Annotated in this window: 20 protein-coding genes and 1 pseudogene; 6 read left to right on the forward strand and 15 right to left on the reverse strand. The window is 63.5% G+C overall.

Going from position 1 to position 24,433, the window contains the following annotated elements; translation table 11 throughout:
- From B7449_RS04115 to hrcA, 6 genes and pseudogenes are all read right to left on the reverse strand, one after another.
- A pseudogene (locus tag B7449_RS04115) lies at positions 1 to 395 on the reverse strand (MotA/TolQ/ExbB proton channel family protein); the annotation flags it as partial.
- Between the two features lie 88 nt (positions 396 to 483).
- Positions 484 to 933 (reverse strand): hypothetical protein, encoded by a 450-nt coding sequence (locus tag B7449_RS04120; RefSeq protein ID WP_235721050.1) that lies wholly within the window; start codon positions 931 to 933, stop codon positions 484 to 486.
- Between the two features lie 117 nt (positions 934 to 1,050).
- A protein-coding gene (prfB, locus tag B7449_RS04125; protein ID WP_141654822.1) for a peptide chain release factor 2 occupies positions 1,051 to 2,182 on the reverse strand; the annotation gives its coding sequence in 2 pieces (ribosomal slippage) (positions 1,051 to 2,112 and positions 2,114 to 2,182; 1,131 coding nt in all).
- Between the two features lie 62 nt (positions 2,183 to 2,244).
- Positions 2,245 to 4,809 carry a penicillin-binding protein 1A gene (locus B7449_RS04130; RefSeq protein WP_039736639.1) on the reverse strand — a complete coding sequence of 855 codons (2,565 nt, stop codon included), beginning with the start codon at positions 4,807 to 4,809 and terminating at the stop codon, positions 2,245 to 2,247.
- Between the two features lie 111 nt (positions 4,810 to 4,920).
- Complete coding sequence (locus B7449_RS04135; protein WP_039736651.1) at positions 4,921 to 5,808, reverse strand: aldo/keto reductase; 888 nt, start codon at positions 5,806 to 5,808, stop codon at positions 4,921 to 4,923.
- 116 nt (positions 5,809 to 5,924) lie between these two features.
- On the reverse strand, positions 5,925 to 7,004 hold the full coding sequence (gene hrcA / locus B7449_RS04140; protein ID WP_082071215.1) for a heat-inducible transcriptional repressor HrcA: 1,080 nt from the start codon (positions 7,002 to 7,004) through the stop codon (positions 5,925 to 5,927).
- Positions 7,005 to 7,151: 147 nt separating this feature from the next.
- Here hrcA and rph point away from each other — a divergent pair, with 147 nt between their 5' ends.
- Both rph and rdgB read left to right on the forward strand, forming a co-directional pair.
- Positions 7,152 to 7,880 (forward strand): ribonuclease PH, encoded by a 729-nt coding sequence (gene rph, locus B7449_RS04145; RefSeq protein WP_039736640.1) that lies wholly within the window; start codon positions 7,152 to 7,154, stop codon positions 7,878 to 7,880.
- On the forward strand, positions 7,877 to 8,494 hold the full coding sequence (gene rdgB / locus B7449_RS04150) for an RdgB/HAM1 family non-canonical purine NTP pyrophosphatase (RefSeq protein WP_039736641.1): 618 nt from the start codon (positions 7,877 to 7,879) through the stop codon (positions 8,492 to 8,494). The genes rph and rdgB overlap by 4 nt, the downstream gene beginning before the upstream one ends.
- Positions 8,495 to 8,648: 154 nt before the next feature.
- On the opposite strand, the gene B7449_RS04155 is transcribed toward rdgB, so the two are convergent.
- From B7449_RS04155 to truB, 4 genes are all read right to left on the reverse strand, one after another.
- On the reverse strand, positions 8,649 to 10,067 hold the full coding sequence (locus tag B7449_RS04155; RefSeq protein ID WP_039736652.1) for an NAD(P)H-dependent flavin oxidoreductase: 1,419 nt from the start codon (positions 10,065 to 10,067) through the stop codon (positions 8,649 to 8,651).
- Positions 10,068 to 10,161: 94 nt separating this feature from the next.
- On the reverse strand, positions 10,162 to 12,297 hold the full coding sequence (gene pnp / locus B7449_RS04160) for a polyribonucleotide nucleotidyltransferase (RefSeq protein WP_039736642.1): 2,136 nt from the start codon (positions 12,295 to 12,297) through the stop codon (positions 10,162 to 10,164).
- Positions 12,298 to 12,597: 300 nt separating this feature from the next.
- Positions 12,598 to 12,867, reverse strand: a complete 270-nt coding sequence (gene rpsO / locus B7449_RS04165) for a 30S ribosomal protein S15 (protein ID WP_010514733.1) — start codon at positions 12,865 to 12,867, stop codon at positions 12,598 to 12,600.
- 28 nt (positions 12,868 to 12,895) lie between these two features.
- On the reverse strand, positions 12,896 to 13,816 hold the full coding sequence (gene truB, locus B7449_RS04170; RefSeq protein WP_039736643.1) for a tRNA pseudouridine(55) synthase TruB: 921 nt from the start codon (positions 13,814 to 13,816) through the stop codon (positions 12,896 to 12,898).
- Between the two features lie 254 nt (positions 13,817 to 14,070).
- On the opposite strand from truB, the gene B7449_RS04175 reads away from it, so the two are divergent.
- Positions 14,071 to 15,042, forward strand: coding sequence for an MlaD family protein (locus B7449_RS04175; protein WP_039736644.1), 972 nt, complete (start codon positions 14,071 to 14,073; stop codon positions 15,040 to 15,042).
- 140 nt (positions 15,043 to 15,182) lie between these two features.
- Here B7449_RS04175 and rbfA read toward each other — a convergent pair whose 3' ends face one another.
- The 5 genes from rbfA to rimP are packed head-to-tail and all read right to left on the reverse strand — an operon-like array spanning position 15,183 to position 21,156.
- Positions 15,183 to 15,599, reverse strand: a complete 417-nt coding sequence (gene rbfA / locus B7449_RS04180; RefSeq protein WP_082084751.1) for a 30S ribosome-binding factor RbfA — start codon at positions 15,597 to 15,599, stop codon at positions 15,183 to 15,185.
- A 23-nt stretch (positions 15,600 to 15,622) separates the two neighbouring features.
- Positions 15,623 to 18,316: a translation initiation factor IF-2 gene (infB, locus tag B7449_RS04185; protein WP_039736646.1), complete on the reverse strand. Its 2,694-nt coding sequence runs from the start codon at positions 18,314 to 18,316 to the stop codon at positions 15,623 to 15,625.
- A complete protein-coding gene (locus B7449_RS04190; RefSeq protein ID WP_082084752.1) occupies positions 18,313 to 19,023 on the reverse strand; it encodes an RNA-binding protein in 711 nt (236 codons plus the stop codon). Before B7449_RS04190 ends, infB begins: the two co-directional genes overlap by 4 nt.
- Positions 18,980 to 20,515 (reverse strand): transcription termination factor NusA, encoded by a 1,536-nt coding sequence (nusA, locus tag B7449_RS04195; protein WP_039736647.1) that lies wholly within the window; start codon positions 20,513 to 20,515, stop codon positions 18,980 to 18,982. Before nusA ends, B7449_RS04190 begins: the two co-directional genes overlap by 44 nt.
- A 20-nt stretch (positions 20,516 to 20,535) precedes the next feature.
- The gene (gene rimP, locus B7449_RS04200; protein WP_039736653.1) at positions 20,536 to 21,156 is read right to left on the reverse strand and encodes a ribosome maturation factor RimP; all 621 of its coding nucleotides are present in this window, start codon (positions 21,154 to 21,156) and stop codon (positions 20,536 to 20,538) included.
- A 184-nt stretch (positions 21,157 to 21,340) separates the two neighbouring features.
- On the opposite strand from rimP, the gene B7449_RS04205 reads away from it, so the two are divergent.
- The 3 genes from B7449_RS04205 (at position 21,341) to B7449_RS04215 (ending at position 24,294) form a co-directional block, all read left to right on the forward strand.
- On the forward strand, positions 21,341 to 21,970 hold the full coding sequence (locus tag B7449_RS04205; RefSeq protein WP_039736648.1) for a hypothetical protein: 630 nt from the start codon (positions 21,341 to 21,343) through the stop codon (positions 21,968 to 21,970).
- On the forward strand, positions 21,967 to 23,241 hold the full coding sequence (locus B7449_RS04210) for an AAA family ATPase (protein WP_010514722.1): 1,275 nt from the start codon (positions 21,967 to 21,969) through the stop codon (positions 23,239 to 23,241). The genes B7449_RS04205 and B7449_RS04210 overlap by 4 nt, the downstream gene beginning before the upstream one ends.
- A gap of 111 nt (positions 23,242 to 23,352) precedes the next feature.
- Positions 23,353 to 24,294 (forward strand): hypothetical protein, encoded by a 942-nt coding sequence (locus B7449_RS04215; protein WP_199858389.1) that lies wholly within the window; start codon positions 23,353 to 23,355, stop codon positions 24,292 to 24,294.
- The last annotated feature ends 139 nt before the right edge of the window (positions 24,295 to 24,433 follow it).

Below are 24,433 nucleotides of genomic sequence, written 5' to 3' on the forward strand. Positions count from 1 at the left end.
GAATGCAGGTCGATGGATTCCTGCATCGTGCCTTCGTGGTGTTCGGCGGCCTTGATCCCGGTATCGGCGATATAGCGGAAGGGCGATGCGGTATCGAGCAGGGCCGCGCCTTCCTTGATGTCATGGGCAGGCCAGAACTTCGTCTTCACTTCCTTGGCGTCCTTGAACATGCGCGCCTGTTCAAGGAATTTCGTGATCATGATGTACCAGGTCCCGACAGACATCACGACCATGATGATCAGCACGGTACGGGCAATGAAGTCACCGTTCGACCACAGCGCACCCAGGCCATAGGGATTGGAATCAGCAGCAGCCGCAGGCGTGGCGTAGGCAAGGGCCGGCAATGCGGTCAGCAGCGCGGCCGCGATGACTTGATTACGATGCTGTCGGGTCATTTACCTGAAATCCTCTGACAAATAGGGCCATGGGTCTGGCCTGCAACACATTTCATGACTGTTATCTGACCAGTCCGGAAGCTGAAAATCAATCCGCCTGTATCGTTTTCGGAACAATTTCCGGCATATGGACCCTTCTGTCGCGACCAATGACAGGCGCGGGGACAAGGGGAACCTCCGGCTGGAGCATGACCGGGCGGACAGGGGGCGGCGATGGGGGCACGGGTGGCATCGGTTCGGGAATGATCCGCAGCGTCACCGGCGGCAATGGGCGGTAGGGTTCGGGAAACATGGGCTTTGCCTTTGGCCGCAACCCATAGGCCAGCACTGACAGGACAATGACATGGACCGCAATGATCACGCCCACCACGCGCAGGTACGGCGTCCGCCGTCGCTGCCGGGCGGCATAATCCAATCCCATGACTTCGTCAGACCACATGCCATTCCTGTCCAGACGCCGCCAGCAGGGTTGCCCGGCCTGCGCGCCATTAAGTGCCAGGGTCTGATTGGGCGTGGTCGGGGCGTATGTGTCAAGCATGATATGCAACAGGTGCGGAACAATTTTTTCGTTCCGGAACAAGGCGTCCCGCCCCGACATGAAAAAACCCCGCGGCCGGAAGCCGCGGGGTATCTCATACGGACGGGCCGTAGCGGATTACTGCGCCTGCGCGCTGGCTTCCGACCGGGTCGCCCCCACGCGGGCCGCAAGGGCGGCGGCCATGAAGTCATCCAGATCACCATCAAGGATGGCGTCCGGATTGGTCTTTTCCACGTTGGTGCGCAGATCCTTGACCAGCTGGTAGGGGGCCAGCACGTAGGACCGGATCTGGTGCCCCCAGCCGATATCGGTCTTGTTTGCCTCGGTCTGGGCAGCGGCGGCTTCGCGCTTCTGCAGTTCCTGCTCGTACATGCGCGCCTTCAGCATGGTCATGGCCGTGGCGCGGTTACGGTGCTGGGAACGGTCGGTCTGGCACGCCACCACGATCCCGGTGGGGATGTGCGTAATGCGGATGGCCGATTCCGTCTTGTTGACGTGCTGTCCGCCAGCACCCGACGCCCGGAACGTATCCACGCGCAGGTCGGCTTCATTGATCTCGATCTCGATCGAATCATCGACCACGGGATAGACCCACACGGATGCAAACGATGTCTGCCGCCGTGCCGCCGCGTCAAAGGGCGATATACGGACAAGACGATGCACCCCGGCCTCGGTCTTGAGCCAGCCATAGGCATTCGGACCACTGACCTGAATGGTAGCGGACTTGATTCCGGCCTGCTCCCCTTCCGAACTTTCCAGCATGGTCACCTTGTAACCATGCTGTTCGGCCCAGCGGGTGTACATGCGCAGCAGCATTTCAGCCCAGTCCTGCGCCTCCGTCCCGCCTGCGCCGGCGTTGACTTCCAGGTAGCAGTCATTGCTGTCCGCCTCGCCCGACAGCAGGCTTTCCGTCTCACGCCGCTTGGCTTCCTCCGCCAGGGCGCGCAGGCTGGCCAGCGCTTCGGCCACGACAGCCGAATCGCCTTCCATTTCCGCCAGTTCCACCAGCTCGAGCGTATCGTTCACATCGGCTTCAAGCCGCTGCACGCCCTCGATCTGGCTGGCCAGCAGCGTGCGCTCGCGCATGAGCTTCTGGGCGGCTTCGGAATCAGTCCACAAATCGGGGTCTTCGGCCCGGTTGTTCAGTTCCGCAAGGCGGTCGATTGCGACATCCCAGTCAAAGATGCCTCCTCAGCAGTGCCACCGACTGCTTGATCTGGTCGTTCAGGGCCTCTGTCTCGGCAGACATGGGCTTGCTCCTCGCTCAACGGTAAACAATGCGGGCACGCGCGCGGCCCGGCATACGGGGCGTCAATACAGGCCGCCCATGCCAATGTCACCCCCGGACGGCTGGGACGGGGCCGCGCCAGACGGCGCTGCGGGGTGGCCTGCGGATGTCGTGCCATCACTGGCCGCCGCCGGGCTGGCCGCCGTGGTGGCCATGTCATTTTCGGAATCAGGCATGTTTTCAGCACCCGTATCCGCCGCCGTCAGCGCCATGCCCGATCCCGCGCCAAGGTCCACGCTTACGCCGGGCACCTGTCCGGGCTTGAAGGCGTCGATCGCCATGCCCATCCCGGTATCGTACCGGGCCAGCTGCACCCCATCGGGTATACGGAAATCAAGGCGCGGACGGGTGGCGAACGCCGCCTTCATCACCTGATTCCAGATCGGGCCCGCGATCACGCCGCCGGTTTCGTTCTTGCCCAGCGACTGCGGGGTATCGAACCCGATCCACACCACCGTCACCAGATCGGGGGAAAAGCCCGCGAACCATGCATCATTGAAATCCTGACTGGTGCCGGTCTTGCCCGCAATGGGCCGGTCGATGCCCGCCCCCGCGCGCACGCCCGTGCCGCGCCGCACCACGTCCTGCATCATCGCCACGATCTGGCTGGCCGACGTGGCCGACACCACCTGCGGGCGGGTATCGACCATCTGCGGGCCATCGGCGGGCGTGCCGCCGGGCTGCCACGCAATGCCATCGGGATGCCATATGACGTTGCCGTTGCGGTCCTTGATGTCATCAATCAGGGTGGGCGTGACCAGCCTGCCGCCATTGGCAATGGTGGCGTAGGCGGCGGCTTCACGCATGACGGTGGTTTCCACCGCGCCAAGGGCGGCGGGCAGCACCAGCGGCATGGAATGGACAAGGCCCAGTTTCTGGGCAAGGTCCGCCACCGGCCTCATGCCGATCTGGGCGGCAAGGCGGATGGTGACGAGGTTGCGCGATTCACGCAGCGCGTCATGCAGCGTGGTCGGCCCCCAGAAATCCTTTTCATAGTTATTGGGGTGCCATTCGCCATAGCTGACGGGGGAGTCATCGAATTTCTGCGATGGCGAGATCCCCTGCTCCATCGCGGCCAGATAGACGAAGGGCTTGAACGACGATCCCGGCTGGCGCGCCGCCTGTGTCGCGCGGTTGAACTGCGATTCCCTGAACGACCACCCACCCACCATGGCCATGACGCGTCCGGTATGCACATCCACCGTGGCCAGCGCGCCTTCCACGCGCGGCACCTGCCGCACAGCCACGCCGCCGCCATCGGCCTGCGGTTCAACCAGCACCACGTCACCTGCCTGCAATCCCTTGCCGGTGCGCATCCATGCCCGGTCCCGCGCCAGCAGTTCGCCCGTATGGGGAATGACGGGATCACGCCCTTCCAGCCAGCCCACGCGCCCGGTTGCGGGCGACAGCACGACCGCCACCCGCCACTGTTCCAGCATGGCGGCGGGCGGCGTGACACGGGCCAGCGCGTTGGCCCAGTCCCCTGCGGCATCGGCAGCATCGATATGGGTAAACGCGCCACGCCAGCCACCATGCGCGCGGTCATAGCGCAGCAACCCGTCACGCAGGGCGGTGGTGGCCACCTGCTGCAGGTGGGAATCGAGCGAGGTATGGACCGACAGCCCGCCTTCCATGGTGGTGCCGATGCCGTAGCGTTCGATCAGTTCACGGCGCACTTCCTCGGCAAACCATTCGGAACCGGGAACCGGGCCGGGACGGGTAAAGTTGGCGGGAACCAGAGGTTCCTGCTGGGCCTCGCGCGCCTCTTCGGGCGTAATGACCTTCAGGTCCGCCATGCGGTCCAGCACCCAGTTGCGCCGGTTGGTCGCCGCCTGCACGAAGCGGTGGGGGTTGTAGTTGGTGGGCGATTTGGGCAGCGCGCCAAGGAAGGCGGCCTCGGCGTTGTCCAGCTGGTCCAGCGGCTTGTTGAAATAGGTCTGGGCGGCCGCACCGATACCGTAGGCCCCTTCACCCAGGTAGATTTCGTTCAGGTAGATCTCAAGGATCTGTTCCTTGCTCAGCGTCTGCTCCAGCCGCATGGCCAGTAGCGCTTCCTTGATCTTGCGGTCGATGGACACCGCATTGGACCCCAGCAGCATGATCCGCGCGACCTGCTGCGTGATGGTCGATGCCCCGATGGGACGGTGCTTCGTCCCGTGCATCATCATGTCGGTCAGGCCCGCGCGCAGGATGGCCAGCGGATCGACACCACCATGGGTAAAGAATTTCTGGTCCTCGGCCGCAAGGAAGGCATTGCGCACGCGTGCGGGTATCGCGCTGTAGGGCACGAATATGCGCCGTTCCGCCGCCAGTTCCGCCATGACCTGATCATCGCCGGAATACAGGCGGCTCATCACCGGCGGCTGGTAGGTGCGCAGGCCGTCAACCGTGGGCAGGCCTTCGCTCAGGCGTTCATATTCCCCCCATGCCACAAGGCCCGCAGCCCCACCGCCAAGCAGCAGGACGGCAAGCGTGGTGCCCGCAAGCCAGCGCACCATGCGGTAACGTGGGCGGCGCGGGCCACCGGCATCGGGGCGTGAGGGTCCATCAATCCGGCCATCGCGGCCTGATCCGTCAGCAAGCGTCATCCGGTATCCAATAGGGAAAGAAAGGGGCCGTTCTGTGTCGAGGCCCCCTGTCTAGCATTGTCCCGCGCCGCCGTCGCCCCCGATCCGCCGCCCCGTGGGCGTGCGGGCGCCTTACGCGCCGTTCTGGCGGGCCCATTCCGCGCGGCCATCGTTATCAAGCTGCTGGAATTCCTCGTGGCTCAGCTCAATCGCGGCGGCGGCGGCGTTATCCGCCACGTGCGCGGGGTTGCTGGTGCCGGGAATGGGCAGCATGACCGGCGCACGGCGCAGCAGCCACGCCAGCGCGATCTGGCCGGGCTGCACGCCTTTCTCGCCAGCCAGCCGGGTCAGCAACGTATCCCCCTTCGTCAGGCTGCCTGCCGCCAGCGGCGCCCACGGAATGAAGCCGATATTTTCCTTCGTGCAGTAGTCCAGCACATCCTCGGAATAACGGTTGACGAGGTTGAAGCGGTTCTGGACGGTGGCCACCGGAAAATACAGCCGCGCGCGCTCGATCATCTCGACCGTCACCTCGGACAGGCCGACATGGCGGATCAGCCCCTGCGCGCGCATGGCGGCAATGGCCTCGAACTGCTGTTCGGGCGTACAGTCGGCCCCCACACGGTGCAGCTGCCACAGGTCGATGCGCTCGACGCCCAGCCGGCGCATGCTCATCAGAACGCATTGCCGCAGGTAATCGGGATTGCCCACCGGCTTCCAGATATTGGGGCCATGGCGCGTATGCCCGCCCTTGGTGGCGATAATGGTATCCGGATAGGGATGCAGCGCCTCGCGGATCAGATCCTCGCTGACAAACGGGCCATAGGCATCCGCCGTATCGACAAAGTTGATGCCCAGTTCGGGCAGGCGGCGCAGGGTGGCGAGTGCCGCAGCGCGGTCGACCGGTTCGCCCCATATGCCCGGCCCCGTAATGCGCATGGCCCCGAAGCCCAGCCGCGTGACCTCCAGGTCACCACCAATCATGAACGATCCGGACTGCCTTGCATCGGGTGTAAACATGCCATTCTCCTCGCATGGTGCGGGCACGCCGGGATCATCGTGATCAGGACGCGCGGTTGGTGTCTGCCCAGCATAAGGCCACCCCCGCGAGTCCGGTTGCATGAAACCGCCGCAGTTCAGCCCAGCATGCGGCCGATCACCCGCGCGGTGTAGTCCACCACGGGAATGATGCGGGCATAATTGATGCGCGTCGGACCGATCACGCCAATCGCCCCCACGATGCGGTTGGAATCCGTGCGCGCCGGGGCGACAACCACCGACATGCCCGCCATGCCGAACAACCCGCTTTCGGCACCAATGAAAATCCGCACCCCTTCGGATTCGCGCGCAAGATCCAGCAGGCGCAGCATGGTTTCCTGTGTCTCCAGCCGCTCAAACAGCATCTGGATGGTGGTCAGGCGCTCGATTTCGGTCACATCGGCCAGCAGGCGCCCCTGCCCGCGTATGAACAGGGTGCCGCCACGTTCATCGGCGTCGCTCCATGTCGCCAGCCCGCTGGCCACCACTTCCGCCGTCAGGTGATCCAGTTCGTTGCGGTTGGCGGTCATGTCGGTGCTGACCGTCTCGCGCAGGCGGTCCAGCGTCTGGCCCGACAGGTGGGCGTTGAGGTAATTCCCCGCCTCGACCAGCGCCGAAGGCGGCAGGCCGGGCGGCGTCTCGATCACGCGGTTTTCCACCTGCCCGTCCGCACTGACCAGAATGACCAGCGCGCGCCCCGGGCCAAGGGCCACGAATTCGATATGCTTGATCGTCGTGCCATCGCTTTTGGGGGCCATGACCAGCCCCGCCGCGGATGACAGGCCCGACAGCATGGACGACGCCTTGGCCAGCATGTCCTCCAGCGAACGGCCCTTTACATCCAGCATGCCCGCAATGCTCTTGCGTTCGTCCTCGCTCAGGCTGCCAAACTGCAGCAGGCCATCCACGAACAGCCGCACGCCCTTTTCCGTAGGCAGGCGCCCCGCCGATGTATGCGGGGAAAACAGCAGCCCCGCATCGGTCAGGTCCGCCATCACATTGCGAATCGTGGCCGGTGACAGCGACAGCGGCAGGCGCTGCGACAGGGTGCGTGAACCCATCGGTTCGCCCGTTTCGACATACTGCTCCACGATCTCACGCAGGATCGCGGCAGAACGCGCATCAAGACCGGACAGCAGCGCTGGCTGTGATACCAGTGGTCGGGTTTCCATCGCCATGCCTCCCGTATTGCACGTATCCATTCACCATGCGGACAATCCGCGTCCCCATCCTAGCAGATCCTGTCCCGTCATGCCCACGCAGGACTGGAAACAGGGGCGGATTGCAGGCTATGCCGCACCATCACCTTGCGGAGTTTTACGCCCATGCGCCCATCCGGCCGTGCCATTGACGCCCTGCGTCCCGTCTTCATCCAGCCCGGCTTCGCCCGCCATGCCGAAGGGTCCGCCCTGATCCGCATGGGCGGGACCGAAGTCCTGTGCGCCGCCACGATCGAAACCCGCGTGCCCTCCTTCCTGCGCGGCAAGGGTCAGGGCTGGGTCACGGCGGAATACGGCATGCTGCCACGCGCCACCCACAGCCGGGGCCAGCGCGAGGCGGCAAAGGGAAAGCAGACCGGACGCACACAGGAAATCCAGCGCCTGATCGCGCGTGCCCTGCGCGCGGTGGTGGACCTGAAGGCGCTGGGGGAAATCTCGGTCACGGTGGATTGCGACGTGCTGAACGCCGATGGCGGCACGCGCTGCGCCGCCATTACCGGGGCATGGGTGGCGCTGCGTCTGGCGCTGGAAAAACTGGTGCGCGCGGGCACCCTGCCCGCCCTGCCGATCAAGGGGCAGGTCGCGGCCATCTCATGCGGGCTGACGGACGACGGCCCGGTCCTTGACCTTGATTACCGGGAGGACAGCGCGGCCAGCGCCGACGCCAATTTTGTCCTGACCGCCGATGGCGGCATTGTGGAAATACAGGGCACGGCGGAAAAGGATCCCTTTACCGAAGCCCAGTTCAATACCCTCATGCGGCTTGCCCGCACCGGCACGGCTGAACTGTTCCGTATCCAGACCGCCATTGTGGAAGAGGCATTGAAGGCATGAGCACACTCCCCACCCGCCTGAACCGTGGCGACACGCTGGTGCTGGCAACCCATAACCGGGGCAAGATCGCGGAATTCGCCGCCCTTCTGGCGGGATATGGCATCCGTGTCGTATCGGCAGGCGACCTGTCCCTGCCCGAACCGGAGGAAACGGCCACAAGCTTCGCCGGCAACGCCGCCATCAAGGCCATTGCGGCGGCGAAGGCGGCCAACCTGCCCGCGCTGGCCGATGATTCGGGGTTCTGTGTCGCGGCACTCGATGGCGGTCCCGGCATTTTCTCGGCCCGCTGGGCTGGTCCGCAAAAGGATTATCCCGACGCCATGCGCCGCATCCATGACCAGATTGGCGAGAACCCCGACCGCAGCGCGTGGTTCATTTCCGTCCTGTGCATCGCATGGCCCGATGGCCGGACCGAGACCTTCGAAGGGCGGATTGACGGACATGTCATCTGGCCGCCCCATGGCGAAAATGGCCACGGCTATGACCCCATCTTCGCCCCCGGCAGCAGCACCCGCAGTTTTGCCGACATGAGCGATGTGGAAAAGAACACCATAAGCCACCGCGCACTGGCTTTCGCGCTGTTTCGCGATACCTGCCTGCCTGAGACAGCGTAAAGGACAGGTTTCTGGTGGAGCTTTTTTCAGAAAGCTTCGAAAAACGCCGTCTTTCTGAAAAAAGGCGGCACCCAAAAACTTTTATTCCCCTTCATCATAAAAAAGGCCGCCTCCCTTGCGGGAAGCGGCCTTTTGCACGGGTTTCATGACCGGCTTACCGCCCGGTCATGATCCGTTCCAGCAGTTGCGCCACGGTGGGCACGAAACCGTTGGCATAGAACGGGTCGGTCGCGAAACGCCAGGCATTCGTGCCGCCAAACATGAGGTTGTGATCAATCACCGCATCCTGGTCCGGCCCGTGCGCATGGGCCGCCGCCTGCAGCGTTTTCTGGATGCAGTAGGACCGTGGGTCCGCCTTGTGCCCGTTGGAATAGGCGGGCGGCTTCTGTGACCAGTTGGAGAAGCGGCATTCCGACAGGCAGCCCATGCAGGCCCCCTGATCGGCCAGTATCTCACGCGCCTTTTCCGGGGACACGAACACCAGCGTGTTATCCGGCGTGCGCATGGCCTCGGTATGGCCTTCTTCCATCCACAACCGCGCACGCTGCTCGTCCGCAGGGGTGACAAAAACCTGCCGCCCACGCGCCCCGATGGCCAGCGCCGCCGTATGTTCGCCCAGTATTTCGGGGGAGAAGGGCACCTGCCGCTCCGCACGGCCACGCAGTTCACGCAGGAACGAATTGTTCACTGCCGACGAATAGAAGCCGGTGGGGGAGAAACGGTTGAGGAACACATCCCCCTTCTTCAGCGTCAGCAGGCGCCGCTTCCACGCATCGGGGATCGGGCTTTCACGCGTCAGCAGCGGACGGGTACCGAACTGGAACGCGATCGGCCCGAGTTCGGGACTGTCGATCCAGTCCTGCCATTCCTCCAGCCACCATACGCCACCAGCCATGATGATCGGCGTGTCATCAAGGCCGAAGGCACGCATCTGCTTGCGCAGCGCCAGCACGCGGGGGAACGGGTCCTCCGGCGCCAGCGGGTTTTCAGTGTTGGACAGGCCGTTATGGCCACCCGCGCGCCACGGGTCTTCGTACACCACGGCGCCCAGCAGTTCGGCCGTCTTGTGGTACGAACGCCGCCACAGGGCGTTGAACGCCCGGGCGGACGATACGATAGGATAATAATGGATGCCGAAACGCGCCGCGATTTCCGACAGGCGGTACGGCATGCCCGCGCCACAGGTCAGGCCCTGGATCATGCCCGGAGCACCTTCCAGCACGCCCTGTATGACACGTTCCGCCCCACCCATTTCCCACAGGATGTTGGCATGGATGCGGCCCCTGCCGCCCGCGATCTCATGCGCGATGCGGGCCTGCGCGATTCCGCCACGAATGGCGTAGTCGATCAGTTCCTCGTGCCGCTCACGCCGTGTCTTACCATGATAGATCTGCGGGATGACATTGCCATCCTTGTCATAGGAATCGGCATTCACGATCGAGACCGTGCCAGCCCCCCCGGCTGCCGCCCAGTGCCCGGCGGATATGCCGGTTGAGATCGAGACGCCCTTCCCCCCTTCGACCAGGGGCAGAATATCCGTCCCGCCCATACGGATCGCATTGATCGGCTTCATCACCATTCCATCGTCATGTGTCTGCCCGCGCGGCGGGCCGCGTCCATACAGGATGCAGCCCGCCGCCGGGTGTCATACAGGCCGGAGCCGCGTCTTAGCGCGCGGGCGCCCGGCCGGGCTTGGCGCCCACTGTCTCGGTGATATCTGCACCGGTTTCCTGATCGACCACGCGCATGGACAGCTTGACCTTGCCGCGATCGTCAAAGCCCAGCACCTTCACCTTCACTTCATCTCCCTGCTTGACGACATCGGTCGTCTTGGAGACACGGCCCTGCGCCAGTTCGGAAATGTGAACCAGCCCGTCACGGGGACCGAGGAAGTTGACGAACGCCCCGAAATCGGCGGTCTTGACGACCTTGCCATTATAGATATGGCCCACTTCAGGTTCCGCCGTGATGCCACGGATCCGCTCGATGGCCTTTTCGGCCTGATCGTCGGACGACGCCGCGATCATGATCGTGCCATCATCGTTGATGTCGATCTTCGCACCCGAATATTCAACGATCTCACGAATGACTTTACCGCCCTGACCGATCACATCACGGATCTTTTCCTTCGGCACGGAAATCGTGGTGATCTTCGGCGCGGAAGACGACACATCCGAACGGCCTTCGGTCAGCGCCTTGGCCATTTCACCCAGAATGTGCAGGCGACCCTGACGGGCCTGGCCCAGCGCGATCTTCATGATCTCGGGCGTGATGGAGGTGATCTTGATGTCCATCTGCAGCGCGGTCACGCCCTGCTCGGTGCCCGCCACCTTGAAGTCCATGTCGCCAAGGTGATCTTCATCGCCAAGGATGTCGGACAGGACGGCGAAGTCCTCGTCTTCCTTGATCAGGCCCATGGCGATGCCCGCCACCGGACGCTTCAGCGGCACACCGGCATCCATCAGCGCAAGCGAGGTGCCGCATACGGTCGCCATGGAGGACGAACCGTTGCTTTCCGTGATCTCGGACACGACACGCATGGTGTACGGGAAGGCGTCCTTGCCCGGCAGCAGCGGGTGGATCGCACGCCACGCCAGCTTGCCATGGCCGATTTCACGACGGCCAGGGGACCCCATGCGCCCGCATTCCCCGACCGAGAACGGCGGGAAATTATAGTGCAGCATGAAGTTGTTGCGGTATTCGCCTTCCAGCGCATCCACGATCTGCTCGTCCTGGCCGGTGCCAAGCGTCGCAACCACCAGTGCCTGCGTCTCGCCACGGGTGAACAGGGCGGACCCATGCGCGCGCGGCAGGATGCCGACTTCGGACACGATCGGACGGATCGTTTCCAGATCACGGCCATCGATACGGAAACCGGTGTCCAGCACCTCGGTGCGGACCACGTCGGCTTCCAGGTCCTTGATCATGGGCTTGGCGGCATCGGCGTCGTCCTCACCAATCTTGGCGAGAATGGCGTCACGCGCGGCTGCGACCTTCTTGTAACGCACCTGCTTGGTGCGTTCCTTGTACGCATCGGCGATCAGGGCGCGACCAGCCTTGTCCACCTTCTTGCGCAGCTTGATTTCCTCAGCCGTCGGCTCGGCCAGGTCCCACGGGGCCTTGGCAGCACTTTCGGCCAGGTCGATGATCGCGTCGATCACCGGCTGGAAGGCTTCGTGACCGAACGTCACGGCACCCAGCATCACGTCCTCGGACAGTTCCACGGCCTCGGACTCGACCATCAGCACGCCTTCGGACGTGCCAGCCACAACCAGGTCCAGTTCGCTTTCCTTGAGCTGGGAAATGGTCGGGTTCAGCACATACTTGCCGTTGGAATAACCGACACGGGCGGCACCCACCGGACCGAAGAAGGGGATGCCCGACAGCGTCAGCGCCGCCGAACAGCCGATCAGCGCCACGACGGCAGGGTCGTTTTCCATGTCGTGGCTCAGCACGGTGGCGACGACCTGCACTTCATTGCGGAAGTTTTCGGGGAACAGCGGGCGGATCGGACGGTCGATCAGGCGCGAGTTCAGGACTTCGGCCTCGCTCGGGCGACCTTCACGCTTGAAGAAGCCACCGGGGATCTTGCCCGCGGCATAGGCCTTTTCCTGATAGTTGACCGTCAGCGGGAAGAAATCCTGTCCCGGCTTCACGCTCTTGGCGCCAACGGCCGTGCACAGCACCACCGTGTCGCCATAGGTTACGACAACCGCGCCATCGGCCTGACGGGCGATCTTGCCCGTTTCCAGCACCAGCGGGCGGCCGCCCCATTCGATTTCCTTGCGAAAATAATTGAACATCCAGACAAACCCTGTCCGTTGACTGCCGCAATGCAGGCGGGCCGGACATTGGAACGTTGATGGCAGCGCCTCGGACGGCATGGAGCGATGACGGCACATACCGCCAGAACACCATGTGGCCTGAAACGCTGCGATCCGGTCCGGATATCTCCGCCGTGGCGTCGGCAGCGTGTTGATGGCGCCCGTCAGGGGCACCAGAAAAGTAGCGGCCCGACGGGGCGCGGGCAGGCAGAACCATGCGCCGCGCCCGTACAGGCCATGCGGAAAGGCATTATGCCTGCCTTCCCGCGTGGTCGCAAATCAGCGACGCAGGCCGAGGCGCTTGATCAGCGTTTCGTAACGGGCCTGGTCCTTGCGCTTGACATAGTCCAGCAGGCGGCGGCGGCGGCCAACCAGCATCAGCAGGCCACGACGGGAATGGAAATCCTTCGCGTGGGTCTTGAGGTGGTCGGTCAGGTTCACGATCCGCTCGGTCAGCAGGGCGACCTGCACTTCCGGCGAGCCCGTGTCCGTTGCGGCATTGCGGTATTCGCTAATCAGCGCCGTACGGCGTTCAGCGGTAATCGACATCGTCTTTCTCCATTACAGACAATTCAGTTCACAGCATGCGTACTGATCGCAGCCAGCCGTCCACGGGGCGGCACAGCCCGACCACACGCGCCCCGTCCATCGCACGCACGACACCCGAACGGGGGTCGGTGTGCTCCGGCATCCGGTCCGCCAGCTGGTTCAGGTCTATTGCCTGGCCATATGACAGGGCATCCGCTTCCTCACGGGTCAGGGCCAGCGCCGGGATGTCGGCCAGCGCGGTCGCGACCGGAAGCAGCAGATCCGGTGGAGCAGGCGCGTTGTCGGCGCTTGCGACAATTTTGTCCAGTGGAATCGCATGGGATTCATCAAAAGGCCCGACGTTCAGCCGCCGCAGCGCCGCCACATGCCCCACCGTGCCACAGGCCAGCGCGATATCGCGGGCCAGCGCGCGCATGTACACGCCCTTGCCCGATTCCACCTCGAACACCGCCGTATCGGCATCGGGGCGCGCGATCAGTTCAAACCGGTCGATCCGCGCGGGACGGGGGGCAAGTTCCGGCGCATTGCCCGCGCGCGCCATGTCATAGGACCGTTTCCCCCCGACCTTCAGCGCGGAAAAGACCGGCGGCACCTGCATGATATCCCCCCGAAAGGCAGCCAGAGCGGCCTCGAACGCGGCATTGTCGGGACGCACGTCGGATACGGCGGTCACGCTGCCTTCCGCATCGTCACTGTCGCGTGCTTCCCCAATGCGCAGGGTGAAGTGATAGCGCTTGGTGCCATCCATTATATAAGGCACGGTCTTCGTCGCCCTGCCAAAGGCGATGGGCAGCAGTCCCGTCGCCAGCGGGTCCAGCGTGCCGCCATGGCCCGCCTTGGCCGCATCAAACAGGTAACGCGCACGGCCCACGACCTGCGTCGAGGTCATTCCCGATGGCTTGTCAACTATCAGCCAGCCATCCAGCGGGCGTCCACGTTTGCGTCCCATTACAGGCACCTTGCGTCATGAGGGGGAAATGCCGTGCGTTTAGACGAGGCACGCATGCACGGCAATGCCCCATTCCGTCAGGGGGACTGGCCGCCTGCGCCACACATGGTAAAAGGCGAAGCGGGCACATGCCTGCCATCCCCGCAGCCCGCTTTGCCTGCCGCGGATGTAGTGTCATCTTGCAGCAAACGGACACATGGACAAATGTGTCCGCAACCGTTTTTTTATTCTGCGTCTAGGGAGACCTGAACACCATGGCTGAACGGCAGACCACGGTCGGTGCATTTGTGTTGGGTGGAGCCCTGCTTGGTGTGACGGCCATAGCGCTGTTCGGACAGTTTCATCCCTTTTCCCCTTCCAGCCGGGCCGTGGTGGTGTTTGACAGCCCGATCAACGGGCTGGGCGTGGGCGCGCCCGTGACCTTCGATGGGGTGCAGGTGGGGCATGTGGACCACATTGCCGTTCAGTTCGATCCCCAGACCCATCAGGCCTATATTCCCGTGACGCTGGAACTGCAGGCCAATGGCGCGCACATGGCGGGAAGCCATGGCAAGGTACTGGACAGCAGCGAACTGCCGAAGCTGGTTGAAAACGGCCTGCGCGCCGAACTGCACATGCAGAGCTTCGTGACCGGTCAGGAAGAAATCGACCTGACATTTGACCCCAGCGTGCCGGCCCACCTGCATCCCGGGATCAGCCCGCTGCCGGAAATCCCGGCACGTGAATCGGAAATGCAGAAGCTGACCGATGCCCTGACCGCCCTGCCGTTGAAAAACATCGCCAACAATGCTGACGCCATGCTGGTCAGCATCCGTACACTGGCGGACAAGCTGGACAAGGACCTGCCCCCGCTGGTGGATAGCGTGCGGGCCACGTCCGACCATACACGGGTAACGGTTGATACCGCGACCGACACGATCCGCGACCTGGACCACCACGTGGATACGACGCTGGCATCCATAGACCGCCTGGCCGATACCGGTACGGCGCAGCTGGATGCGCGTGGTGGCGAACTGCACACCCTGCTGGTCAATTCCAATGAGACGGTCACGGAAGCCAAGGGCGCGCTGGCCGGGCTGCATGACATTACCGCGCCAAGTTCGGCCGACCGGTCCAATATCGACTCGTCGCTACGTGACCTTGCCGCCGCCGCCGCCGCTCTGCGCGGGTTCGCAACCGATGTAGAACGCAATCCTCAGCTGCTGCTGATGGGACGGCGCAACTGATCCCTCTCTGTAGAGACGCTTTTGGTGAAACTGTTTTCAGAAAGCTTCAGGAAACGTCGTTTTTTTTTGCAAAAAGGCCGGTCGGAGCATAATCCGACCGGCCTTTTTGTTATTCAGAACAGATACGTGAAACGGATGGATCAGTCGTCCTCCAAATCCCGCCTGACTTCCGGCTGTCGCAGCATGTTATCGACCTCCATGGCGTAATCCAGCGCCGTATCAGGCTGGAAATGCAGGTCAGGCACACCGCGCAGCCGCAATGCATGTGACAGGCGCGTCCGCAGGAAAGGCGTCACCCGCTTGAGCGCAGGCAGCAGTTCCGCCACGTCGCTACGCCCCAGACGCGCCACGAATACGGTCGCGTGCTTGAGATCGGGTGAGATACGCACCTCGGTCACCGTAATGCGCACATCCGCCAGATCCGGGTCACGGAATTCGGTGCGGGAAAAGATTTCCGCCAGCACACGGCGGACTTCTTCCGCCACACGCAACTGGCGCTGCGAGGGACCAGATGCGGAATGGCCGGCAAGTTTCCCTGCCGGCCCGCTCTCGCTCATCCCTTTTCTGGATGAATTACGGCTCATGCCGGGACGAGTTCCATTTCATAACATTCAACCACGTCGCCCTCACGCAGGTCATTATACCCGGCAAAGGACAGGCCGCACTCGTAACCGCGCGCCACTTCCTTGACATCATCCTTGAAGCGCTTGAGCTGGCTCAGCTCGCCTTCATGGATCACGACGTTATCACGCAGCAGACGCACGCCACAGCCACGCTTGACCACGCCTTCGGTCACGTAACAACCGGCGACCTTGCCAACCTTGGTGATTTCAAAAACCTTGCGGATTTCGGCGTAACCAAGGAACTTCTCGCGGTGCTTCGGCGCGATCTTGCCGCGGACCAGCTGTTCCACATCATCAGCAACCTGATAGATGATGGAGTAGTAGCGGATATCCACACCTTCACGCTGCGCCAGTTCGCGTGCCTGCGCCGTGGCGCGGACATTGAAGGCGATGATGACAGCACCGGACGCCTTGGCCAGCTGCACGTCACTTTCGGTAATCTGCCCGACGGTGGCGTTCAGCACGCGGATCTTGACTTCCTCATGCTCCAGCTTCTGCACGGTGGCTTCAAGCGCTTCCGCCGAACCCTGCACGTCCGCCTTGATCAGGACAGCCACTTCCTTCTGCGCGCCAGCCTGGATACGGGCCAGCATCTGGTCCAGCGTGCCGCGTGCGGCGGTCTGGCCTGCTGCCATACGTTCCTTGATCACGCGCTGACGGAATTCCGAGATTTCTCGTGCGCGGTTCTCGTTTTCCACCACCACGAAGGGCTCACCCGCGCCCGGCACCCCAGTAATACCCAGGATTTCAACCGGCATGGACGGACCAGCCTCGCTCAGCTGACGGTTCCGGTCGTCGATCATGGCGCGGACGCGGCCCCATTCGGCACCGGCTACCACGATATCGGTGCGGCGCAGCGTGCCTTTCTGGACCAGCACGGTCGCAACCGGACCACGGCCACGGTCAAGACGGCTTTCGATCACCGAACCTTCGGCAACACGATCCGGATTCGCCTTCAGGTCAAGGATTTCGGCCTGCAGCAGGATCGCTTCCTCAAGCTTGTCCAGCCCGGTGCGCTTGAGCGCCGAGACTTCGACATCCTGCGTATCACCACCCATGCTTTCCACCACGATTTCGTGGTTCAGCAGTTCCTGGCGCACGCGATCGGGATTCGCACCCGGCTTGTCGCACTTGTTGATTGCCACGATGATCGGGGCATCAGCCGCCTTGGCATGCTTGATGGCTTCGATCGTCTGCGGCATCACGCCGTCATCCGCTGCAACAACCAGCACGACAACGTCGGTTACCGATGCGCCACGGGCACGCATGGCCGTAAAGGCTTCATGGCCCGGCGTGTCGATGAAGGTGATCTTCGCACCAGATGCCAGCGTGACCTGATATGCGCCGATATGCTGGGTGATGCCGCCCGCTTCGCCATTGGCGACATCGGTGGTGCGCAGCGCATCAAGCAGCGAGGTCTTGCCGTGATCGACATGACCCATGACGGTCACGACCGGCGGACGGGGCTTGAGATCCTCAGGCCTGTCCTCGATTCCCTCGATCCCGATTTCAACGTCGCTGTCGGACACACGGCGCACGCGGTGACCGAATTCCTGCACGATCAGTTCAGCCGTATCAGCATCCAGCGACTGTGTGACGGTCGCCATAACGCCCATCTTCATCAGCGCCTTGATGACCTCACCCTGACGGGCGGCCATACGGTTGGCGAGTTCCTGCACCGTAATGGTTTCAGGCAGGACCACGTCACGCACCACGCGGACCTGATCGGACCGCAGGCGCTCAAGTTCGGCCTGGCGACGTTCGCGCTCACGCTGGCGACGGACAGAGGCGAGCGAACGGGTTTTGTCGTCATCCCCCTCGATCGCGGCCTGCACGTCAATGCGACCGGCGCGGCGGCTGTCATTGTTCTTCTTCGCGCCGCCCGAAGGACGACGACCTGGCGCTGCATTGCCGGGACGGCGGCTGGGACGACGTTCTTCCTCGCCCCCATCCGCACGGCCAGTACGCAGGCGCAGCGTTTCACCTGCACCTGCGGCAGTCCGCCCGGCAGCGGCATTGCCACCACCTGCCGGACGCGACGGACGCAGCGGCTGTGCCGGCATGATCGCGCGTTCGGCCAGCGGACGCAGGCGCTGCATTGGCGGCGCAAGCGTCACTTCACCGGGAATCGGCACAGACGACACGACGGGGCCTTCCGGCTCGACCGGTTCTGACGGGGCCTGCGTTGCAGAAGCACTGCGGGCTTCCTGCTTGCGTGCCTCGGCCTCGGCTGCGGCATCTGCCTTTGCCTGTGCCTCTTCTTCGGCGCGGCGGGCGTTTTCCTCTTCCTGGCGGCGGGCTTCTTCCGCGGCGGAGAGGATCGTGATCTTCTCCTGCTCGCGCGCTTCCTTTTCGCGCTGGATCGCGGCGCGACGCTGCTCATCCAGCACGCGCTGGCGCGTTGCCAGTTCGGCTGCCGTCAGCGCGCGACCGCCCCGTCCCCCGGCGCGACCGCCAGCCGGCCCCGATCCGTTACCTGCGGCCCCGGCCCCGCGCTTCTTGCGCACCTCGACCTGAACCACCTTTGAACGACCATGGCTGAAGCTCTGCCGCACGGAACCGGCATCCACCGTCCGTCCGACTTCCCTACGGCCCGCCGGCCGCAGGGACAAGCGTCCCTTACCCTGATCCTGATCGTTGCCTTCGCTCATGTACCCGCCTGTTCACACCGTCCGGCGGACCGCTCCGCCGAATTCGGGCCAGCCCTGCCGGACAAACCCGCAAAACGTTCACTCTCGATACGGAATCGGCGCGCCAGTTCACCATGCAGCATCGCCGCATGAACAACATGGTCGCGGCCAAACGCCGCACCCAGACCCGATGCCGTAGGAACAACCGTAACCGGAAGGTCCCGTGCACCGGACAAAACTCTCTTCCTCTCGTCGGGGCTGCCATCAGCGGCCTGAATAACCAGACCGGCCCGACCGCCCACAACCCACTCACGCACCTTGGCGAAACCACAGACAATCTGTCCTGCCCGCCGTGCCAGCCCTGCGACATCCATCATGCGCCGCAGCAACCCGTCTTCTACAAGATGGGTCAGGTCAGGGTGAATAACAACCCTTCCCCTTGCCGCGCGGGCGAATGCGCCGCGTGTGCGTGCTGTTTCTAACACATCCGCACGCGCGCTCAACCAAATTCCCCGTCCGGGCAGACGTGCGGAAAGATCAGGGATCACGACTCCATCGGGGGAAATGACAAATCTGATCATTTCCTCCTTCGGCAGCCGCACGCGGGTCACGGCACAGCGACGCAGCGGACCGCGCTCTTCATGTTCCATGTCACCCGCGCGTTCCGCGTTCGGATTTTCCTTCTCAGACGTCGGACGTCTCCTGTTCGCCTGCCTTGCCGTCTTCATCAAACCAGTGGGCACGCGCCGCCATGATGATTTCGTTGGCCGCATCCTCGTCAATGGCATCGCTGCCAAGGATCTCAACCAGTTCATCACCCGCCAGATCGGCCAGATCATCCAGCGTCTTCACGCCTTTTTCACCCAGCGTCACCAGCATCTGGTTGGTGAACACACCCAGGGCCGCGATGTCATCGGTGACACCCAGCGCCCGGCGCTTGTTATCCAGTTCCTCTTCCTGACCCGCAAGATAGCCTTCGGCGCGACGGACCAGTTCACTGGCCACGTCCTCGTCAAAGCCTTCGATGCTGGCCAGTTCCTCGGGATCGGCAAATGCCAGTTCCTCGATGGAATGGAACCCTTCGGTCACCAGCAGGCCCGCAATGACGTCATCAACGTCCAGCGCCTCGACAAACAGGTTGCTGCGGCGACGGAATTCTTCCTGCCGGCGTTCCGATTCCTCGGCTTCGGTCAGGATGTCGATGTCCCACCGCGTCAGCTGACTGGCGAGGCGGACATTCTGTCCGCGCCGACCGATGGCGAGGCTGAGCTGGTCATCGGGCACGACAACCTCGACCCGACCGGCTTCCTCATCCATCACCACCTTGCTGACTTCAGCCGGGGCAAGGGCGTTGACGACGAAGGTCGCCGCCTGCGGGCTCCACGGAATGATATCGATCTTTTCGCCCTGGAGTTCCTTCACGACTTCCTGAACGCGGCGCCCACGCACGCCCACGCAGGCGCCGACCGGATCGATCGACGCATCACGGGAGATCACGGCCATTTTCGCGCGCGAACCGGGGTCACGGGCCACGGCCTTGATCTCGATGATGCCATCATAGATCTCAGGCACTTCCTGCGCGAACAGCTTGGCGAGGAATGCCGGATGCGTGCGGGACAGGAATATCTGCGGGCCACGCGGCTCATCACGCACGTCATAGATGTAGGCGCGCACGCGGTCGGAATTGCGGAAGCTTTCACGCGGGATCAGTTCGTCACGGCGCAGCAGGGCTTCGGCATCCCCGATCTCGACCAGCAGGTTGCCGTATTCCGTGCGCTTGACGGTACCGTTGATGATCTCGCCCACACGGTCCTTGAAGTCATTGAACTGGCGGCGGCGTTCATATTCGCGCACGCGCTGGACAATGACCTGCTTGGCCGTCTGCGCCGCGATACGCCCGAAGTCGATGGGCGGCAGCGGGTCGATCAGGTATTCGCCCAGCTGGATCTCGGGCTTGAACTTGCGCGCGATGTACAGCGGGATCTGGGTTTCCTCGTTTTCCACCGTCTCGACCGCTTCGGTCCAGCGCGACAGGCGGACATCGCCGGTCTTGCGGTCGATGGTGGCGCGGATATCCTTTTCATGACCGTATTTCGCGCGGCCGGCCTTCTGGATGGCCTGCTCCATCGCTTCCAGCACTTCCTCACGGTCGATCGACTTTTCCCGCGCTACGGCATCGGCCACCAGCAGCAGTTCGGGACGGGCAACGGACGTATCCATCAGTGTCTCCACAACATCGTTCAGTTGGCCTTGCGCGCCGGCTTGCGGTCGGGCTTGCCAGGGGCCTTCTGCGTTCCGGCCGGGGAGGCATCCTCCTCCGGCCCGTTTTCGTCGCTGGCGGCGTCCGGCTTCATCATCCGGGCGCTCGCCTCGATCAGTTCATCGGTCAGGACAAGACGCGCCTTGCGCATGTCAGCGAAAGGCAGCGCGACCTCGGTCCCGTCATCCAGCCGCATCAGGCCGTGGCCGTCACGCGCACCCAGCACGATCCCGGAAAAACGCTTGCGACCGTCGACGGGCATGTTCATCTCGGCCCGGGCAAGGTGCCCCGCGAACCGTTCCCAGTCCTTGGCGCGGGTCAGCGGCCGATCGATCCCGGCGGAGGAAACCTCCAGCGTCCAGGCGCCCGGCAGCGGGTCCTCGACATCCAGTATCGCGCCCACCGCATGACTGATCTGTTCACAGTCCTCGATGGCGATCAGCGTGCCATCCGCACGGTCCGCCATGATCTGCACGGTGGGGGATTCGCGCCCCAGCACCGCCACGCGCACAAGGTCAAAGCCCATGTCGGCCAGCGCAGGCGCGATCATTTCGGCAATACGGGCATCAAGGCCCGTCAGGAAAGGCAGATCAGCGTCCAATGCAAAAAAGGCAGCCTTGCGGCCACCCCCCAAAGAAAAAACCAGAGATGAAGGAATTGCCCGTAACATAGGTCACCCCCACGCTGACCGCAAGAACTATATATCGGACCAGGCGTTACATTTCCTGCACCTTAACGTCTTGCCAGATCACGCCCGTGACCCACATTATGCACGCATGACGCCCTTGAACTCACCGCCGGAGCCCGCACGGGAACGCAGTGAACGCTCATCCAGCCGCCGGCTGGTTGTAGTGGGGCTGATCGCTGCCGTCGTCGCGGGCGGCGGTCTGGGCACGGGCGGTTTCATGGCCGCGCGCGAAGGGGGCAGCAGCAGCCAGACGCCCCCCGTCGCGGCCGAAGCGGGCGGCGGCGGCACCAGCGATGGCACGCACCTCATGCTGAACGCCCCGGTGCAGAACCGCCCCGACATGATGGGCCAGATGCCCATGATTTCCCCCGACCGTGCGGCGGACATGCTGCGCCAGACGTCCTATTCCATACAGCAGCAGGCCGAGATCCTGGCCGCGCTGAAACGGCGGGACATCATCCTGGCCGACATGCCCATGTATGACATGACCGGCGGCAACGCGGTGGTGAACGTGCAGTCGCTGGGGCTGGTGCAGACCGTGCATCTGGGCCCACGGCCCAAAAGCGTGATCCTGCCCATCCGCGTGGCGGGCAACGTGTCCATTACCGCGGCGGGCGACCCGGGGCCCGCGGGCATCCATGCGGGCGCGGTCTTCGTGCCGGGGCCCACCGCGCTGCCGGTGCTGACGCGTGACACGGAAATCGTGATCGGGGTAGTTGTGCAATGAAACCGCTCTATCCGGCCCTGATGGAGCGGCTGGTGCCCCTCATCATGGTCATTTTCCTGGTGCTGGGCAGCTTTCAGGCCGCAATGGCGTTGCATCTTTCGCTCGCCAGCCTGCGGCATTTCATGGAATGGTGTGCCCCGGCCTATCCGGTCGTGGCAGCGGCCAGCGCCCTGCTGGCGCTGACCGGGCTGTGGTTTGAGAACCGGGCCGAAAAACTGGCCCGCAAGGGGATCCGACGCAGACGGGGATGGATAATGGACGTACTCGCCAGGCTGACCAATCGCAGCGCGCTGGAGGAAATGCTGGCGCGCGAACAGAAAGAGACCGTGATCGACGCGGAGGAACTGGCCGCAAGCCTGCGTGCCCGCGTGATCGGGCAGGACCAGGTGTGCGAGGACGTGGCGACACAGCTGCGCCGCCGTCTGGCGCTGCAGGTGCGCGGCAAGCCGGTGGGCATCTTCCTGCTGGCAGGCCCCCCGGGCACGGGCAAGACCTATCTTGCCAAGCAGCTGGCCCGCCAGCTTGACCGTCCGCTGCTGAATTTCGACATGACGCAGATGAGTTCCCCCCACGCCGCGACCCAGCTGTTCGGCTCGCCCAAGGGGTATGTGGGGTCGGATACATACGGCAAGCTGACCGGCGGGCTGAAGGAAAAGCCCGACGCGGTGGTCCTGCTGGATGAAATCGAGAAGGCGCATCCCGACGTTTTCAAGAAATTCCTGACCGCATGGAACGACGGCCACGTGACCGAGGCGTCTACCGGGCAGCAGATTTCCACCGTACGCAGCATTTTCATCCTGACATCCAACATCGCCACCGAAGCCCTGACCGAAATTGCGGACAGGCTGGCGGATGAACCCGACAAGATGCGCGCCGAATCGGTCGAGGCCCTGCGCCAGGCCGGTTTCGCGCCGGAAGTACTGAACCGCCTGGACCGCATTTTCATCTTCCGTCCGCTGGAAGGACTCGACATCGCGCGTGTCTCGGCCCTTGAGATCGAGGCCATGATCGACAGCTATGGCCTGAAGGTCGAAACCGGCGGCATTGATCCCGCACTGCTGTTTGAAGTCATGCGCAGGCAGGACCGCATGGGCCCCGCCGCCAGCGCGCGTGATCTGGCCCGGTCCATCGAGGACATGATCAGCGACTCGCTCATTACCGCCCGTCAGCAGGGGGCAAAACTGGTGCGCGTTGTCTCCAGCGAAGATGGCATAGTGGCCGAAATCGCAGACGAAGAACGCGATGCCCAGCGCGCGCGGATCAGTTCCTGATCCATGTGGGCTGTATCACGTTTCCAGTCCCGGCCGGGCCTGACGGACCACGGCGCCCTGCCTGTTTCCCAAATGGGGAAAGGCATGGCCGCCTGCGGCATGGTCTGCTGAATGTCTGCTTTTTCGCGTTTGTGGCATCGTGCGCCGTTATGGCGGTTCTGCCTGTACCTGATCGTGCCGTTTACGGTGCTGACGCTGATTTTCCCGCCAGCCTATCTGCTTCGGCTGGTTCCCCGTCTGGCTGCGCTGTCCGCGAATATCCATAACCGGCTGGGCATGCATGATGCCCCCGCCAGGGGTGAAGGCAACGGGGACAGCAATGGGGAAGACGGCGTCATTACCATGATGCCGATTACCGACCGGCTGACCAAGGCGATCCCGTTCGCAGGCCGTATCCTGCCGCTGCCTGCGGGCACGTGGCACCCGGTCATGAACATCATCAACGGTCCGCATGGGGAAGTGCTGGAAAACGTCCTGATCCGCGTGGAAGGCCATGTCGTGACCGGCATGATCGGGGCGGAAGGCAGCACCCAGCCCGTGCCGGAAACGGCCATTTCCTCGATCGACTCCAGTTGCCATGACGACCGGAACTACATGTCCCGCGTGCTGACCGCGCATCCGCCTGCCATGGAATGCTGGTTCACCACGGCAGTCTATCCTGCTTCCATCAACCGCACGGCCATCATCGCCAACCGTCTGCGTGAAGAAGGCTTCGTCCTGCCGCCCGTGCTGCTGAAGGCCGGGTGGAGCTACAGCACGCCCGCAGGGGATCACAACGTCAATGTCGAGACGGTGACCATCTTCCTCAATCCCGTAAACACCGACAGCACCAAGATGCTGCGCACGCCGGATTACTGGGTCAAGGACACGCTGGGCCAGCAACCTGCCGCCAGCGACTTCGTCAAGCGCGCGAATACATGGATGGCTGGCTGGGCGCAGGTCCTGCATGACGGGTTCAACAGCGACATGCTGGCCTCAAGCGAGGAACAGCGTGAACGGCTTGCGCGCGACCCCGCAGCTCCCCAGCCCGGCCGGGGCAGCCCGCTGGACTGAAAACCGACAGAAACGTCAAAAAAAATGCCGCCTCTTTCTCAAAAGGCGGCACCCATAAATTTTCTGCCCCACCCGGGACAGACGCACTGCGTGGCCTAGAGCATTCTGTGATTAGATTGATGCATATCCAGAGTTCTTG

The sequence above is a fragment of the Komagataeibacter intermedius TF2 genome (assembly GCF_000964425.1).
Classification (GTDB): Bacteria; Pseudomonadota; Alphaproteobacteria; order Acetobacterales; family Acetobacteraceae; genus Komagataeibacter; species Komagataeibacter intermedius.

Coding starts and splice junctions, on each gene's coding strand:
- B7449_RS04120 (WP_235721050.1), bottom strand. CDS start 933: ATGCTTGACACATACGCCCCGACCACGCCCAATCAGACCCTGGCACTT.
- B7449_RS04130 (WP_039736639.1), bottom strand. CDS start 4,809: ATGACGCTTGCTGACGGATCAGGCCGCGATGGCCGGATTGATGGACCC.
- B7449_RS04135 (WP_039736651.1), bottom strand. CDS start 5,808: ATGTTTACACCCGATGCAAGGCAGTCCGGATCGTTCATGATTGGTGGT.
- hrcA (WP_082071215.1), bottom strand. CDS start 7,004: ATGGCGATGGAAACCCGACCACTGGTATCACAGCCAGCGCTGCTGTCC.
- rph (WP_039736640.1), top strand. CDS start 7,152: ATGCGCCCATCCGGCCGTGCCATTGACGCCCTGCGTCCCGTCTTCATC.
- rdgB (WP_039736641.1), top strand. CDS start 7,877: ATGAGCACACTCCCCACCCGCCTGAACCGTGGCGACACGCTGGTGCTG.
- B7449_RS04155 (WP_039736652.1), bottom strand. CDS start 10,067: ATGAAGCCGATCAATGCGATCCGTATGGGCGGGACGGATATTCTGCCC.
- pnp (WP_039736642.1), bottom strand. CDS start 12,297: ATGTTCAATTATTTTCGCAAGGAAATCGAATGGGGCGGCCGCCCGCTG.
- rpsO (WP_010514733.1), bottom strand. CDS start 12,867: ATGTCGATTACCGCTGAACGCCGTACGGCGCTGATTAGCGAATACCGC.
- truB (WP_039736643.1), bottom strand. CDS start 13,816: ATGGGACGCAAACGTGGACGCCCGCTGGATGGCTGGCTGATAGTTGAC.
- B7449_RS04175 (WP_039736644.1), top strand. CDS start 14,071: ATGGCTGAACGGCAGACCACGGTCGGTGCATTTGTGTTGGGTGGAGCC.
- rbfA (WP_082084751.1), bottom strand. CDS start 15,599: ATGAGCGAGAGCGGGCCGGCAGGGAAACTTGCCGGCCATTCCGCATCT.
- infB (WP_039736646.1), bottom strand. CDS start 18,316: ATGAGCGAAGGCAACGATCAGGATCAGGGTAAGGGACGCTTGTCCCTG.
- B7449_RS04190 (WP_082084752.1), bottom strand. CDS start 19,023: ATGAAGACGGCAAGGCAGGCGAACAGGAGACGTCCGACGTCTGAGAAG.
- nusA (WP_039736647.1), bottom strand. CDS start 20,515: ATGGATACGTCCGTTGCCCGTCCCGAACTGCTGCTGGTGGCCGATGCC.
- B7449_RS04210 (WP_010514722.1), top strand. CDS start 21,967: ATGAAACCGCTCTATCCGGCCCTGATGGAGCGGCTGGTGCCCCTCATC.
- B7449_RS04215 (WP_199858389.1), top strand. CDS start 23,353: ATGTCTGCTTTTTCGCGTTTGTGGCATCGTGCGCCGTTATGGCGGTTC.